11 protein-coding genes and 2 pseudogenes are annotated in these 16478 nt (G+C 62.5%); 1 reads left to right on the forward strand and 12 read right to left on the reverse strand.

What is annotated here, in order from left to right; all coding sequences use genetic code 11:
* Positions 1-177: 177 nt before the first annotated feature.
* The 11 genes and pseudogenes from cysG to AC1DLT_RS08840 form a co-directional block, all read right to left on the reverse strand.
* Positions 178-1659, reverse strand: coding sequence for a siroheme synthase CysG (gene cysG, locus AC1DLT_RS08790; RefSeq protein WP_477486499.1), 1482 nt, complete (start codon positions 1657-1659; stop codon positions 178-180).
* Positions 1631-2656 (reverse strand): annotated as a pseudogene (locus AC1DLT_RS08795) (molybdopterin dinucleotide binding domain-containing protein); the annotation flags it as partial. The pseudogene AC1DLT_RS08795 and the gene cysG, both read right to left, overlap by 29 nt.
* A 168-nt stretch (positions 2657-2824) precedes the next feature.
* A pseudogene (locus tag AC1DLT_RS08800) lies at positions 2825-4462 on the reverse strand (molybdopterin-dependent oxidoreductase); the annotation flags it as partial.
* 31 nt (positions 4463-4493) lie between these two features.
* Positions 4494-5345, reverse strand: coding sequence for a formate/nitrite transporter family protein (locus AC1DLT_RS08805; protein WP_038590296.1), 852 nt, complete (start codon positions 5343-5345; stop codon positions 4494-4496).
* A 48-nt stretch (positions 5346-5393) separates the two neighbouring features.
* Entirely contained in the window at positions 5394-5729 is a 336-nt protein-coding gene (nirD, locus tag AC1DLT_RS08810; RefSeq protein ID WP_038545923.1) for a nitrite reductase small subunit NirD, read from the reverse strand.
* 4 nt (positions 5730-5733) lie between these two features.
* Entirely contained in the window at positions 5734-8184 is a 2451-nt protein-coding gene (gene nirB, locus AC1DLT_RS08815; protein WP_477486500.1) for a nitrite reductase large subunit NirB, read from the reverse strand.
* Positions 8185-8189: 5 nt separating this feature from the next.
* Positions 8190-8987 carry an ABC transporter ATP-binding protein gene (locus tag AC1DLT_RS08820; protein ID WP_038545917.1) on the reverse strand — a complete coding sequence of 266 codons (798 nt, stop codon included), beginning with the start codon at positions 8985-8987 and terminating at the stop codon, positions 8190-8192.
* Positions 8988-8997: 10 nt separating this feature from the next.
* Positions 8998-9891, reverse strand: coding sequence for a nitrate ABC transporter permease (gene ntrB / locus AC1DLT_RS08825; protein ID WP_038545914.1), 894 nt, complete (start codon positions 9889-9891; stop codon positions 8998-9000).
* A 62-nt stretch (positions 9892-9953) separates the two neighbouring features.
* Positions 9954-11267, reverse strand: coding sequence for a CmpA/NrtA family ABC transporter substrate-binding protein (locus AC1DLT_RS08830; protein ID WP_477486501.1), 1314 nt, complete (start codon positions 11265-11267; stop codon positions 9954-9956).
* 350 nt (positions 11268-11617) lie between these two features.
* Positions 11618-12895 (reverse strand): CmpA/NrtA family ABC transporter substrate-binding protein, encoded by a 1278-nt coding sequence (locus tag AC1DLT_RS08835; RefSeq protein WP_477486502.1) that lies wholly within the window; start codon positions 12893-12895, stop codon positions 11618-11620.
* Between the two features lie 37 nt (positions 12896-12932).
* Positions 12933-13520, reverse strand: a complete 588-nt coding sequence (locus tag AC1DLT_RS08840) for an ANTAR domain-containing response regulator (protein WP_038545908.1) — start codon at positions 13518-13520, stop codon at positions 12933-12935.
* Between the two features lie 151 nt (positions 13521-13671).
* Here AC1DLT_RS08840 and AC1DLT_RS08845 point away from each other — a divergent pair, with 151 nt between their 5' ends.
* Positions 13672-16113, forward strand: coding sequence for a DNA translocase FtsK (locus tag AC1DLT_RS08845; RefSeq protein WP_477486503.1), 2442 nt, complete (start codon positions 13672-13674; stop codon positions 16111-16113).
* Positions 16114-16126: 13 nt separating this feature from the next.
* Here AC1DLT_RS08845 and AC1DLT_RS08850 read toward each other — a convergent pair whose 3' ends face one another.
* Entirely contained in the window at positions 16127-16456 is a 330-nt protein-coding gene (locus AC1DLT_RS08850; protein WP_477486504.1) for a hypothetical protein, read from the reverse strand.
* Positions 16457-16478: the final 22 nt, after the last annotated feature.

Genomic DNA, 16478 nt, shown 5'->3' on the forward strand with positions numbered 1-16478 from the left:
ATCGCAATGGCGCTCATCAAAACACCAAAACCAGCCGCGGCATGAGCCAGCCCATCCTTCTGCGCCTCCCGCCAAGACCTCCCGGCGGAAAAACAAATCCACAAAAACAAAACCCGCCGAAAATATCGACGGGTTTGTCAGCAGTCTGGAGGGGCGGTTTTTACCGCCCCTTTTCCGTCAGGCGCTTGCTGCGGCCTGGCCGCTCCACTGCGTGCAGTCGGCGAAATCGACCTTGCGAAATACGTGGCCGATGCCGATCAGCACGGGTTCATCGATGCCGATCTCTGCCATGGCCGCTGCCATGTCGCTCAGCTGTCCTGCCCAGCGCTGCTCGTTCGGCCGCGTCACTGCGCTGACGATCACGACCGGCATGTCGTGCGTCATGCCGGCGTCCGTCAGCTTGCTGACGATCTCGCCCGCAGTGCGTCCCGCCATGTAATAGATGGTCGTGGTCTTCGGATCGGCGAGGCTTTTCCAGTCCAGATTGTCCGGCAGTACGCCTTTGCGCGAATGGCCGGTGACGAAACGAACGCCCTGCGCATGGTCGCGATGGGTGAGCGATACGCCGAGCCGCGATGCCATGGCGCTCGCCGAAGTGATGCCCGGCACCACGTCGACGGGGATGCCTTCTCGTTCCAGGCAGGCGATCTCTTCGCCGGCCCGGCCAAAGACCATCGGATCGCCGGACTTCAGGCGGACGACGCGTTTGCCCGCCTTGGCGAACTTCACCAGCATGTCGTTGATGTCTTCCTGGCGGCAGCTTACCCGGCCACCGCGTTTTCCCACCAACATGCGTTTCGCCTCGCGGCGTGCGAGCTCCAGCACCTCGTCGGAGACGAGATCATCGAACAGGATGACGTCGGCCGCCTGCAGGGCGCGCACGGCCTTCAGCGTCAGAAGTTCGGCATCGCCGGGGCCGGCGCCGACAAGGGTGACACGGCCCTTCTGGGCCGAGGATGCGACGCGGCCGGCATCGGCGAGGATAGCGGCTTCGCTGCCCGATCCCGGTTCGCTGCCGAAGGCGCGGTCCACGAAACGTTCCCAGAAGGCTCTTCGCTGCGGGCCGGGCGCCAGGCGGTCGTTGATCTTTTCCCTGAGCGATTGGGCGAGTTCCGCCCAGCTTTTCAACGAGACTGGCAGCAGGGTTTCGATACGGCGGCGGATCGCCTGCGCCAGGATCGGCGCGGCGCCATCGGTCGAGATGGATACGACGACCGGTGAGCGGTTGACGATCGAACCGAACTGGAACTGGCAGAAGGCGGGTTTGTCGATGACATTGACCGGCACGCCGGCCGCGCGGGCAGCATTGAAAAACGCCTGCGCCTCGTCCTCATCCTCGCAATCCGCAATCGCAATCGCTGCGGCCTCGAAAATCGAAGGGTCCCACACCTTCGGATGATGGATAAAGCGGCCCTGCGGATGTTCCGCCCCGCGTTCGATCAGCTTTTCGAAGGTCTCGGACAGTCTATCCGCATAGACATGCACATTGGCGCCGCAGGCGGCAAGCAGCTCGGCTTTCCAGGCAGCCGCATCCGACCCACCGGCAACGATGACGGGCCTGCCTTCGAGCGCCCAGAAGACCGGAAGCTTCGCAAGCGGCGCCATGCGGGCACCACGATCAGGAGATGCTTCATTCCGCGGCGGCTGCAAGACATCCATCGATGATCCCCCTGATTTCAGCGCGGCAGGAGCCGCAATTGGTGCCGGCATTGGTTGCTTTTCCGACGGCCTCGACGCTGTGGCAGCCGCCTCGCACGGCGCCGATGATCCGGTTGACGCCGACCGAAAAGCAGGAGCAGACGGTGGCGCCGGGATCGGGCTGGTCGGCCCCGGGCCGTCCGGCGACGATCGCAAAGCGCTTGCGCAGGTCGGCGTGTTCGGCGGCAAGTTGGCCGATTGCCCAGTTGCGCGCGACGGCGACCGGCTGGTTCGCGAGGAAAAGTGCGGCGAGCAGCTTTCCGCCGTCGAAAAAGGCGAGGCGCAGGTCGCCGGACTGATGGTCGGCATAACCGAGCGGCTCGATCTCGGCCGGGATGCCGAATGCTGCCCGGCACCAGGCCACCCAGTCCTCGACCGGGTCCGCGAACGCCAGCTCGATCCGCCAGCCGCCATCGGCCTTGGCGAGCGCCCAATAATCCGCTTGCGGGTTCAAGGGTTTTACGGCGGAAACAGCAAAGCCATAGAAGCAAGCGGCGAACGGCCGGGCGGCAATCGCGACATTCTTCGAAGCTGGTTGGCCGGAAAACGGGTCGGTGACGGGTGCGACCAGCGCATCGATGCGGGCTTTTGCGGCGAACTGGTCGTTCCAGTGCATCGGCACGAAGACGTTTCCACGGGCCTGGCGTTCGGTGACCAGAGCCCGCACGATTGCCTTGCCGTGCGGGCTTTCGAGTTCGACCAGGCCGGCGCCGCGAATGCCGAGGTCCATCGCATCGCGTGGATGGAGTTCCGCAAAGGGCTCGGCGATATGGCCGGAAAGCCTGGCGCTTTTCGCCGTTCGCGTCATCGTGTGCCAATGGTCGCGGATGCGGCCGGTATTCAGCGTCAGCGGGTATTTTTCGTTGGTACGGTCGGTCTCGGGAGCCTGGACGGGGACGAAACGTGCCTTACGATCTGGGTGATAGAAGCCGCCATCGGCGAAGAAGCGCTTGTCGCTGCCCCCCTCTGGCCTGCCGGCCATCTCCCCCTCAAGGGGGGAGATCGGCTGGGCGCCAACTCTTTGTCCAAAATCATCCGTCGAGCAGGCCGTCTCGTTTCTTTGGAAGCGACGATCCTGCCGCTTGTGATCTCCCCCCTTGAGGGGGAGATGGCCGGCAGGCCAGAGGGGGGTATCTCCCAGCGGAGCAGGCCATTGGAACGGCGTCAGTGCATCGTATCCCTCTTCGCCGATTTCGACACACGCTCCGATATCGAAATCCCGGCTGCCGTCGTTCTCGAAGGCCGAAAGTGCGGCATGTTCGGCGAAGATCTCAGCCGCAGATTGATAATCGAAGCCGTCAAAGCCCATGCGTCGGCCGACCTCTGCCATCTGCCACCAATCGGCCTTGGCTTCACCAGGCGCGGAGAGAAACCAGCGCTGGCGGGAGATGCGGCGTTCCGAATTGGTGACGGTGCCGTCCTTTTCGCCCCAGCCGACCGAAGGCAGCAGGACATGGGTGTGGCGGGCCGTGTCGGTGTCCCGAAGAATGTCGGAGACAACTACGAAAGGACAGGCCTTGATGGCGGCCTCAACCGCATCGGCATCCGGCATCGAAACGACCGGATTGGTGGCCATGATCCACAGCGCCTTGATCCGCCCGTCGGCAACAGCGCGGAACATGTCGACGGCCTTCAGGCCCGGCTTTTCGGCGATCCGCGGCGAGGCCCAGAAACGCTGCACCCGGTCGCGATCGTCTGCGCTTTCGATCGCCATATGGGCGGCGAGCATGTTGGCGAGACCGCCGACCTCGCGGCCGCCCATGGCATTCGGCTGGCCGGTCAGCGAAAAGGGTCCTGTGCCCGGCCGGCCGATGCGGCCGGTCGCCAGATGGCAGTTGATGATGGCGTTGACCTTGTCCGTCCCCGACGCCGACTGGTTGACGCCCTGGCTATAGCAGGTGACGACCTTTTCCGTCGTCTCGAACAGGTGAAAGAACTCGCGAAGCTGTATCGCCGGCAGGCCCGTCCGCTCCATCAATTCGGTGAAGGAAAGCGCGGCAGCGGCAGCAAAGGCTTCGCCAAATCCTTGCGTATGTGCGGCGATATAGTTCTGGTCGATCGCCGGGCTTTGCGCCAGATGGGCGAGCAGGCCCATGAACAGCGCCACGTCGCCATCCGGCCGGATGCCCAGATGCAGGTCGGCAATGTCGCAGGTCATCGTCCGGCGCGGATCGATGACGACGATCTTCATGCCCGGCCGCGCGGTCTTGGCTGCTGCGAGCCGCTGGTAGATCACCGGATGGCACCAGGCGAGGTTGGAGCCGGTGAGGATGACCAGATCGGCGAGTTCGATGTCCTCGTAGGTGCCGGGAACGGTATCGGATCCGAAAGCGCGGCGGTGGCCGGCGACGGACGAAGACATGCAAAGCCTGGAATTGGTGTCGATATTTGCCGAGCCGATGAAACCCTTCATCAGTTTGTTGGCAACGTAATAGTCTTCGGTCAGCAACTGGCCGGAGACGTAGAAGGCAACAGAATCCGGTCCGTGTTCGGCGATGGTTTTCGAGAATTTTTCGGCGACGAGATCGAGCGCCTCGTCCCAATCCGTCTGCCGGCCGAGGATCTCGGGGAAGAGGACACGCCCCTCGAGATCGATCGTTTCGGCAAGCGCCGATCCCTTGGAACAGAGCCGGCCGAAATTGGCCGGGTGTTCCGGATCGCCTTTGACCGTCACGGCGCCGTTGTCCGCCACCGTGGCGATGACGCCGCAGCCGACGCCGCAATAGGGGCAGGTCGTCCTTGTGGTGTTTCCACCCGCCTGCATTTCCGTTTCCAGAAGGCCCGCCCCCATCGGTTCACTCCGCCGGAACGCCGGCAGGATTGCCGATATGGCCAGCCTGAGCGCTCTGCTTGCCCTTCTTGCGACCATGGGTCGAGTAAAGCGTCAGACCGACGAAGGTGAGGCCGCCGACAAGATTGCCGATGACGGTCGGGATTTCGTTCCAGATCAGATAATCCATGAACGAGAACTTGCCGCCCAGCAGCAGGCCGGAGGGGAACAGGAACATGTTCACGATGGAATGTTCGAAACCCATGTAGAAGAACAGCATGATCGGCATCCACATGCCGATGACCTTGCCGGACACGGAGGTCGACATCATCGCGGCGACGACGCCGGTCGAAACCATCCAGTTGCAGAGAACGCCGCGGATGAAGAGCGTCAGCATGCCGGCCGCGCCGTGGGCCGCGTAACCGAGCGTGCGGCCTTCGCCGATATGGCCGATTCTCTGGCCAACCTCGTTGGGCACCTCGCTGAAACCGAAGGTGAAGATGATCGCCATCATCACCGCAACGAGGAAGGCGCCGGCGAAATTGCCGATGAAGACGAGCGTCCAGTTACGCAGAACGCCACCAGCGGTCGCTCCCGGCCGCTTGTCGATCAGGGCAAGCGGTGAAAGCGTAAAGACGCCCGTCAGAAGATCGAAGCCCATGAGATAGAGAAGGCAGAAGCCGACCGGGAAGAGGATTGCGCCGGCAAGCGCATTGCCGGTCTGCACCGTGATGGTGACGGCAAAGGCGGCGGAAAGCGCAAGGATTGCGCCCGCCATGAAAGCCCGGATCAGGGTGTCGCGCGTAGACATGAAGATCTTCGCCTCGCCGGCGTCGATCATCTTCGTCACGAATTCCGTTGGTGTGACATAGGACATTTTTTTCTCGTCTCCCTAGAGCGTAGTCGTTTGAAATGGCCGCGCCGATTATTCGGCTGCGGCCAGCTGTTCTTCGAGTGCCATGAAAATGTCTTCGCCGCGCAGTTCGAGCCGGATGGTCCGGACCGAACCTTCGTCGGCGCCGAGCGCCTTGCCGGTTTCGAGCGAGATCACCCAGTTGTGCAGCGGACACGTCACCGAGGTGCCGTGCACGATGCCCTGGCTCAGCGGCCCTCCCTTGTGAGGGCAATGATCTTCGATGGCGAAGACCTGGTTTTCGGCGGTGCGGAATACGCCAATCTTGCCTTGCGGGGTCTTCACGCAACGCGCGCCGCGGAGCGGAATGTCGGTCAGCTTGCCGATCGCGATCCAGTTCATGTCCATCTCCTCACTCGGCTGCATGCGAGTAACCGACCGTCGCCATCGGCCGGAACTCGTGTTTGTCCTTGCCGGAGACGCGCTCCGACCAGGGATCGACCTGGGCGAATTTCTGGGAGAAGACAAAGCGCTCGTAATAGGCCTGGCGCTTCTCCGTATCGGTCATGATCTGCCGGCGGATTTCCTCGAGGCCGATGCGCTTCGCCCACTTGTAGATGCGCTCGAGGTAACGGCCCTGTTCGCGGTACATCTGCGTGAGTGCGACGATGTATTCGAGCGCCTCCTCCTCGGTCTTCACCAGGCCGAGCACTTCGGTGCCCTTGATGTCGAGGCCCGCGGCGCCTGCGAAATGGATCTCGAAGCCCGAGTCCACGCAGATGACGCCGATGTCCTTGCAGGTCGCTTCCGCACAGTTGCGCGGACACCCCGAGACGGCCAGCTTCAGCTTGGCCGGTGTCCAGGAGCCCCACATGAATTTCTCGATGCGGATGCCGAGGCCGGTCGAATCCTGCGTGCCGAAGCGGCACCAATCGGAGCCGACGCAGGTCTTCACGGTGCGCAGGCCCTTGGCATAGGCCTGGCCGGAGATGAAGCCGGCCTTGCCGAGATCGGCCCAGACGGCAGGCAGGTCTTCCTTCTCGATGCCGAGAAGGTCGATACGCTGGCCGCCGGTGACCTTCACCATCGGGATCTCGAACTTGTCGACGACGTCGGCGATCGCCCTCAATTCCTGCGAATTGGTGACGCCGCCCCACATCCGCGGCACGACGGAATAGGTGCCGTCCTTCTGGATGTTGGCGTGGACGCGTTCGTTGATGTAGCGCGACTGGTAATCGTCGGCATATTCATCCGGCCAGTCGCAGACGAGATAATAGTTGAGCGCCGGGCGGCATTTAGCGCAGCCGCAGGAGGTCTTCCATTCCAGTTCCTGCATGACCGCCGGGATGGTCTTCAGGCCCTTCGCCTTGATCAGGCGGCGGACGTCGTCATGGCCGAGCTCGGTGCAGGTGCACATCGGTTGCACGGCCTTCGGATTGTAGGCATCGCCAAGCGTCAGAGCCATCAGCTGTTCGACGAGGCCGGTGCAGGTGCCGCAGGAGGCGGAAGCCTTGGTGTGGGCGCGCACATCGTCGAGCGATGTCAGGCCCTTGGCGGTAATGGTCGAGGTGATCTTGCCCTTGCAGACGCCGTTGCAGCCGCAGATTTCCGCATCATCCGGCAAGGCTGCAACGGCCGCCATAGGGTCCAGCGGGGACCCTCCCTGGTAGGCCTGGCCGAAGATCAGCGTATCGCGCATCTCCGTGATATCGGTCGCCTTCTTCTTCAGGTCGTTAAACCAGGCGCCGTCTGAGGTCTCGCCGTAAAGAACCGTGCCGATGATGCGGTTGTCCTTCAGGACGAGGCGCTTGTAGATGCCGGCGGTAGCATCGCGCAGCACGATTTCCTGCCGATCGTCACCATCGGCGAAGTCGCCGAGCGAATAGAGGTCGATGCCGGTGACCTTGAGTTTGGTGGGCGTGTCGGAATGCACGAAGGCCGGCTTCGTATCGCCTGCCAGATGCGATGCCGCGATGCGGGCCATTTCGTAGAGCGGTGCGACGAGGCCATAGACCATGCCGCCCACTTCGGCGCATTCGCCGATGGAATAGATGTCGCCGTCAGACGTCTGCATTCCCGCATCGACGACGATGCCGCGATTGACCGCAAGGCCTGCTTCCTTGGCGAGGCCGGCGCTCGGGCGGATGCCGACGGCCATGACCACCAGCGTCGCCGGGATGATCGTGCCGTTGTCGAGTTCGACGCCCTCGACCTTGCCATTGCCGATGATCTGTTTGGTATTGGCCTTGCAGATTACCTTGATGCCGCGTTCCTCGACGGCCTTCTGCAGCAGGTAACCGGCGGCCGGATCGAGCTGGCGCTCCATCAGCGTCGGCATCACGTGCAGCACGGTCACGTCCATGCCGCGCTGGGCAAGACCGGCTGCCGCTTCGAGACCGAGCAGACCGCCACCGATGACGATCGCCTTTTCACGCGACTGGGCGGCGAGAAGCATGGCCTGGACGTCGTCGAGGTCGCGATAAGTGATGACGCCCGGCAGGTCCTTGCCCGGTACCGGGATGATGAACGGCACCGAGCCGGTGGCGATCACCAGCTTGTCGTAGCTTTCAGTGACGCCGTGATCGGAGGTAACGGTCTTCGCCGCCCGGTCGATCGCGACGATCTTGTGGCCCTTGTAGAGCGTGATGCCGTGGTCGATGTACCAGCCGTCGCCATGGATGACGATCTGCTCGAAGCTCTTTTCGCCGGAAAGCACCGGCGAGAGCATGATGCGGTCGTAGTTGACGCGTGGTTCGGCGTTGAAGATCGTGACGTCGTAGCGGCCGGGCGCCTGTTCGAAGAGGTGTTCCAGCATGCGTCCCGGCGCCATGCCATTGCCGATGATGATGAGTTTTTCTGTCATGGTTTTTACTCCGCGGCTTCAACGAAGCGGTGGCGTTCGTAGAGGAATTTCAGCACTGCCTCGCGGCACTTGAGATACGTACGGTCGGAAGCAAGCTCGATGCGGTTGCGCGGTCGGGGGATCGGCACGTCGAGCACCTCGCCGATCTTGGCGGCCGGGCCGTTCGTCATCATTACGATGCGGTCGGAAAGCAAAACGGCCTCGTCGACATCGTGGGTGATCATCACCATCGTGTTGCCGAGCCGCGAATGGATCTCCATGACCGCGTCCTGCAGGTGGGCACGAGTCAGCGCGTCCAGCGCGCCGAAGGGCTCGTCGAGCAGCAGGATCTTCGGTTCCATGGCGAGTGCCCGGGCAATGCCGACGCGCTGCTTCATGCCGCCCGAAATCTCGGATGGGCGCTTGTCCTTGGCATGGGCCATCTGCACGAGGTCCAGATTGGCCATGACCCATTCGTGCCGTTCGGTCCGGCTCTTGGTGCGGCCGAAGACCTTTGAGACGGCGAGGTTGACGTTTTCGTAGACCGTCAGCCAGGGCAGCAGCGAATGGTTCTGGAAAACGACGGCGCGTTCCGGCCCCGGTGCGTTGACCTCACGATTTTCGAGCAGGACAGCACCTGCCGAGACGGGTGTCAGACCGGCGATGAGGTTGAGGAGCGTGGACTTGCCGCAGCCGGAATGGCCGATGATCGAAACGAACTCGGCCTTGGAGATCGTCAGGTTGATATCCTTCAGAACTTCGGCACGATTGCCGCCGCGGTCAAAATGTTTGTCGATATGGTCGAGCTTCAGATAGGCGTTCATGGTCCGCTCCTCAGTTTGCCGAAGCGCCGCGGGTGATGATCTTGCCGAGCGCGGAAACCAGCTTGTCGAGGGCGAAGCCGACGACGCCGATATAGGCCAGCGCGACGATGATGTCGGGCAGGCGCGAAGAGTTCCACGCATCCCAGATGAAGAAGCCGATGCCGACGCCGCCGGTCAGCATCTCGGCGGCGACGATCGCCAGCCACGAGAGGCCGATTCCGATCCTGAGGCCGGTGAAGATGTACGGGGCGGCCGACGGCAGCATGATCTTGAAGAAGAATTCGATCTGGTTCAGCCGCAGCACCTGCGCGACGTTGCGGTAATCCTGCGGGATGTTGCGCACGCCGACGGCGGTGTTGATGATGACAGGCCAGATCGAGGTGATGAAGATCACGAAGATCGCAGAGGGGTTCGAGTCCTGGAAGGCGGCGAGCGACAGCGGCAGCCAGGCGAGTGGCGGCACGGTGCGCAGCACCTGGAAGATCGGGTCGAGCCCGCGCATAGCCCAGACGGATTGGCCGATGATCGCGCCGATCAATACCCCGGCTACAGACGCAAGACCGAAGCCATAGGCGACGCGCTGCAGCGACACGAGGACGCGCAGCCCCAGGCCGATATCCTGCGAACCGTTGTAGAAGAATGGCGAGACGATCAGGTCATAACTTTGCTGCCAGACGACATGCGGCGAAGGAAGCGAGGCATTCGGCGCCGAACAGAGGACTTGCCAGACGAGCAGGATCAGCGCCAGCACGATAACCGGCGGCACGACGTTGCGCAGTGTCGTCATGCCGATCTGCTTGAAATCGATCCTCGATACGGGCTTGCCGGAAAAGGGGACGATAGTTGCTGCCGGCTTTGCGGTGGCGACTGCGGAAACATTTTCTTTTTTTGCCAGGGCGGACATCTGCGCGCTCCTTAGAAGGGGAAAAGGCCGGCGCGTGCGTCCACGCGCCGGAGGTGGGGAAATCAGGACGCCGCCTTGATCGAAAGGCTGTCGAGATAGGCCGAGGGGTTTTCCGGATCGAAGATCTTGCCGTCGAAGAAGGTTTCTTTTCCGCGCGAGGAGGAAGCCGGGATGTCGGCTGCCGCGACACCGAGATCCTTGGCGGCATCGCGCCAGATGTCCTCGCGGTTCACCTGGTTGACCAGCGCCTTGATGTCGGTATTGCCCGGAAGGTAACCCCAGCGGATGTTCTCGGCCATGAACCAGGTGTCATGGCTCTTGAACGGATAGGACGCGCCGTCCTTCCAGAACTTCATGTACAGGTCGGTGCCCGGAACCATGCGGCCGTTGCCATAGTTGATATCGCCCTTCAGGCGTCCGAGGACGTCCTTCGGCGGCACGTTGAACCACTGGCGGCGCCCGAGGATTTCGGCCATCTCCGCCTTGTTGTCCATGCTTTCGCACCATTGCTGGGCCTCCATGACAGCCATCAGCAAAGCCTTGGCGGCGTTCGGGTTCTTTTCGATCCATTCGGCGCGCAGGCCGAGCGCCTTTTCCGGATGGCCCTTCCAGAGTTCGCCGGTGGTGGCGGCGGTGAAGCCGATGCCCTGGTTGACGAGCTGCTCGTTCCAGGGTTCGCCGACACAGAAGACGTCCATGTTGCCGACCTTCATATTCGCCACCATCTGCGGCGGCGGCACGACGATGGTCGAGACGTCCTTGTTGGGGTCGATGCCGCCGGCGGCGAGCCAGTAGCGGATCCAGAGGTCATGGGTGCCGCCCGGGAAGGTCATGGCGGCCTTGATTTCCTTGCCTTCGGCCTTCTTCTTGTCGAACGCCGCCTTCAGCTTGGAGGCGTCGAGCTGTACGCCGGTCTCGGCATATTCCTTGGCGACCGAAATGCCCTGGCTGTCGAGGTTGAGGCGGGCGAGGATCGCCATCGGCACCGGCTTGTTGTTCTGGGTCACCTTGCCGGTGTGCATCAGGTAGGGGAGCGGCGAGAGGATATGGGCGCCGTCGATGCCGTTGGCGGCACCGCCAAGCACGAGGTTGTCGCGGGTCGCACCCCAGGAAGCCTGCTTGGCGACGTCGACATCGGGGAGGCCGTGCTTGTCGAAGAAACCCTTTTCCTTGGCGATGACCAGCGGGGCGGCGTCGGTGAGCGCGATGTAGCCGAGCTTGATGCCTTTGACTTCCGGGCCGGCCCCGGCTGCGAAGGCGCCGGACGGGAATGCGGTCTTGACGGCGCCGACGAGGGCGACAGTGGCTGTGGTCTTGATCAGGCTGCGGCGGGTGATGCCGCTCGTCAAAATCCCAGTCTTCGAAATCTTGGTCATGCGCAGGTTCCCTCTGCTGGTTCTTAGGAATTCAGGCACAAAAAAACGCCGCTTGGAGATTGCGCCTGCGGAAACTGGGAGGAGTTTCCGGGCAGCAAAAACCTTGCGACGTCGATGTCTCTGGAAGCGCTTATCGCGCGCTTATCTGCTCCAATCGCCATTGACTGGGGCGATTATGAAGAAGCAAGCGGCGTGCCAAGTCCAATGTAATCCTCTAGGCCATTGAAAATGAAATGAATTTCTTCTATGAAACTTTTGGCTTAAATTGTCGGCAATCTGTGCGACTGCAATATTTTTGTGCGGTTGCTAAATTGAATGCGCGCAATTGCTGTGCAGCACATCTCGGAAGATCAGACCTCGTCGCGGTCGGCGGGGATTGCGAGAGAGCTGCTGACGGCGAAATTTTCGACATAGGTCGCCATCTCGGAAGGGTCGAAGACATGGCCGTCCATAAAGCGGTCGCCATCCCGGTCGCCTTCGACGCCGATGTCGGGTTGCGTCGGTCCGATGCCGAGCGCGGTCCGATAGAGATCGGGACGATAGGCTGCGGCAGCGGCGGCCAAACCTCCCTCGCTGAACCCTACCTGACCCCAGCGGATCATCTGGCTGTAGAGCCATAATGCGTGGCTTGGCCGCGGGTAGTTCGCAAAGCCGCGATGGAAGGTGAAATAGTCGGCGATGACGCGGCGGTTGCCCTTGGCGTCGAGGCTGAATTCGCCGGACAATACGTGACGGATGATATTGACCGGGGCGCCGATGAAGCGGGGTCCGGCCAGGACTTCCGCCAGCGCATCATGGTTTTCCGCCTTGTCGCACCAGCGGGCTGCGGCATCGAGCGCGACGATGAGCCGGGAAACGGTTTCGGGGTGGCTTTCGGCCCATTCCGGCCGCATGGCGATCACCTTTTCCGGTGCCGACGGCCAGATGTCCTGCTTGGCGGCGACGATGCGGCCGACACCGCGTTCGGAGGCGACCATGTTCCATGGAGCACCGACGCAGAAACCGTCGATAGCGCCGGCTGCCAGCGCATCCGATGTCAGCGGTGGCGGAACGACGACAAGCTTGACGTCACGGTCCGGATCGATGCCGCCGGCGGCGAGCCAGTAGCGGAATTCGTAATTGTGCGAAGAGAACGGATAGGTCATGCCGAGCGTCGGCAGGGTCTCGGCATTGGCCTTCATGCTGCGGATCACGGTTGCCAGGGCCTGGGCATTTTCCAGCGCGCCCGCAGTCTCGGAAAGACCGGCCGTCTCGCGCATCCGGTCGAAGAGGCGGGTCGAGAGCGTGATGGCATTGCCGCCGCGGCCGAGCGAAAACGGCGTGATAGTCGGCGAGGGGTTGGAGCCGAGGCCGAGCATCGAGGCGACGGGCATCGGCGACAGCATGTGGGCGATGTCGAACTGGCGGAAGGCGAGGCGGTCGCGGACATTGGCCCAGGAAACGTCCTTGACCAGATCGAGCGTCAGTCCTTCCTTCGCGGCAAAGCCGAATTCGGCGGCGGCGATCAGCACGGATGCATCCACCAGCGGAATAAAGCCGGCTCGCAGGACTTTGGGCCCTTCACCGTCGGCGCGGGCAGGGGCGCCGAGATTGCTTCCGGATCGGTCGGTCTTGGTCATCATGTTCACTCCGGCTTTCTCCCGGACATTTCGGTACTCGACATCATCACATCAACAAGCCCGCGGCAGTCACAACGCTCTGGGCGATATCCGATATCTTCTTCTTTTCGTTCATCGCCGTCTGGCGCAGCAGAGCGAAGGCATCCTCTTCGGAAAGGCCGCGCATCTTCATGAGGATACCCTTGGCGCGTTCGATCACCTTGCGTTCCTCGAGCGCCGACTTCGCCTCCGCGAGTTCCCGCTGAAGCCGGCTGAAGGCGTTGAAGCGGCTGACCGCCATGTCGAGGATCGCCTTGACGCGCTCCTTCTTCAGCCCGTCGACCACATAGGCCGAGACGCCCGCATCCATCGCCGCTTCGATCAGGGCCGTATCGGAACGGTCGACGAACATGGCGATCGGCCGGCTGACGGTGCGGGTCAGTTGGAACAGATGCTCCATCATGTCGCGGTTGGGGTTCTCGATATCGATGACGATAACGTCCGGCTTCAACGTTTCGATGATGCGCGCGACGCCCTGGACCTCGTGGATGACCGTGACTTTGCTATGCCCAGCCTCCCGCAGCCCTTCCTCGATAATGGAAGCGCGGATGGCATTTTCATCGATAACCAGAATGGTGAGATCGGGTGCCGGCATCCTTATAGGAATGACGCAGCGCAGCAATCTTGGCAAGCCTGCTAATCCGCTAATCAAATCGTGCCATCATCCATCGCGTGGAAAGAACCGGTTAACCTTTATTTTCTACTTCCTGTGAGAATGTGCCGTTCCCGTATCTCGTCTGGTTGTCATGCAGTTCTCACGCAATAATCATCCCCAGAGTTCTGACCTCCCTAACGCCGAAGACGATGCCGTCGACGCGGCGCAGCAGCCTCGTCCCGCGCAGAGCCTCGCGGATTTCAATCAACCGGTTCTGGAGCAGGCGCCTTGGCAGGCGGCTTTCCGGCTGGCGCCGAACGTGCGATTCACCCGCACGCCCGAAAGCGTGCTCGCCCGCAAGGCGAATGCCGGACAGGCTCCTGAGGGGCCGGTCAATATGCCTGTTGCCGAAGAGATCGAAGTGATTCCGTCCGAAGTGTTCCTGACAGCTGCCACTCATGATTCTCCGGCAACCTATCAGCCGTCCGCCGCCCCCCTCGAACAGATCGCAGGCCTGCAGCAGCTTGCCGCGACGATGCGTTATCACGTGCCGGAAACGCATTCGGTGATCGTAACGCGGCCCGAACCGGTTCAGAAGGCGACACCTCTCGTGGCGCCGCGCCAGGACATCGCGATCTCCGATTTCGCCTTCTGGGACGCGATGCCGTTCGAGCTCGAAGGGCCAAATGTCGTTGAGGACGAAGCCCGACCGGTCGAATCGCAGGTGTTGCCGATCGTCGTGGCGCAACCCGGCGCCCCGGTCACGGATCTCTATCGCGAAGTGCCGCGCAGGACGGCAGCCAGGACCGTGGTCGTCGCGCCGTCTCCGAGACCGGAGCCGGTCAAGACGCCCGGACCGGTTCAGCCCGCTCCGCAGCGCGTGGCGAAAACCAAGACACCGGTCGTCGTCGCACCCGTGCCTGCCCCTGTCGCGCAGCAGGTACCTGTATCCGCGCCGGTCATGGCCGCGGAGCCTGTTGCCCTGCAACCGGCTCCCGTCCAACCCGAGATCGCACGTCCGCGGACCGTGCGGCCGGCGGAAGCGGAATATGAGTTCCCGCCGATCTCGCTGTTGCAGGAGCCGCAGGGCGAGCGTGGCCAGGCCATGCAGCCGGATGCCCTGCAGCAGAGCGCCGGCCTGCTCGAAAGCATTCTCGAGGATTTCGGCATTCGCGGCGAGATCATCGATGTGCGGCCGGGTCCGGTCGTGACGCTTTACGAATTCGAGCCGGCGCCCGGTGTCAAATCTTCGCGGGTCATCGGCCTTGCGGACGATATCGCCCGGTCGATGTCGGCGCTGTCCGCCCGCGTCGCCGTGGTACCCGGCCGCAACGTCATCGGCATCGAACTGCCGAACGCGACGCGCGAAACCGTCTATTTCCGCGAACTGATCGAGTGCGAGGACTATTGGGAGACCAAGCATCGGCTGGCGCTCTGCCTCGGCAAGACGATCGGCGGCGAACCTGTTATCGCCGAACTCGCCAAGATGCCGCATCTGCTTGTCGCCGGCACCACCGGCTCGGGCAAGTCGGTTGCCATCAACACAATGATCCTGTCGCTTCTCTACCGGCTGCGGCCGGAGGAATGCCGGCTGATCATGATCGACCCGAAGATGCTGGAGCTTTCCGTCTATGACGGCATTCCGCACCTTTTGACCCCTGTCGTGACCGATCCCAAGAAAGCCGTCCTGGCGCTGAAATGGGCGGTTCGCGAGATGGAGGATCGCTACAAGAAGATGTCGCGCCTGGGCGTGCGCAATATCGACGGCTACAATCAGCGCGCCGCAAGCGCCCGCGAAAAAGGCGAGGTCATTTCTGTCAGCGTCCAGGCGGGCTTCGACCGGCAGACAGGCGAGATCCTCTACGAAGAGCAGGAGATGGATCTCTCCCCCATGCCTTACATCGTCGTCATCGTCGATGAGATGGCCGACCTGATGATGGTCGCCGGCAAGGATATCGAAGGTGCGATCCAGCGGCTGGCGCAGATGGCGCGCGCTGCCGGCATCCACCTGATTATGGCGACCCAGCGTCCCTCGGTCGACGTCATCACCGGCACGATCAAAGCGAATTTCCCCACCCGCATCTCCTTCCAGGTAACGTCGAAAATCGACAGCCGCACCATTCTCGGCGAACAGGGCGCGGAACACCTGCTCGGCCAGGGCGACATGCTGCATATGGCGGGTGGCGGGCGGATTTCCCGCGTCCACGGCCCGTTCGTTTCGGATGCCGAAGTCGAACTGGTGGTCCGCCACCTGAAGACCCAAGGCCGGCCGGATTATCTCGGCACGGTTACCGAGGATGAAGACGCCGAGGAAGACGAGGACGTTTCGAGCCAGGAAGCCGTGTTCGACAAGAGCGCGATGGGCGGAGACGACAGCGACGAACTGTACGACAAGGCCGTCAAGGTGGTCATGAAGGACCGCAAGTGCTCGACCTCCTATATCCAGCGTCGCCTTTCGGTCGGCTACAACCGCGCCGCCTCTTTGGTGGAGCGAATGGAGCAGGAAGGCTTGGTCGGCCCCGCCAACCATGTCGGCAAACGCGAGATCATTGCCGGCGGCCGTTCCGCCACAGCCGAGGATTTCGGGGACTGATCGCCGGCAGCCCTTACCGCTGGCGGCAGATGAAGGGCAGGAAACTGCTCGCGGTGCCGAAATTCATCGCCGCCATGGTCAGCGCATTGGCGAGCTCGATCTCCTTGGGCGAGCGCGGGCAGACGTCCGCACCGCTCGAACAGCCATCGGCGATGAACTTTTCGTTGCCTTTGATGAACTCGGCGCTAACGCTCTCGAGCCCAATGAAATCCTTGGCCCGGTTCCAGGCGCGCTCGTAGCGGACGCATTTTTCCTTGGCCCAGGCTTCGACTTCAGCATCCTCGGCACGGATGGGGCCGAAGCTCGCCAGAGTGACGGCAAGGATCAATAGAATTCTGGTCATGTGGCACCCGGATCGATGGCTC

Source organism: Neorhizobium sp. 05N33 (assembly GCF_056397445.1).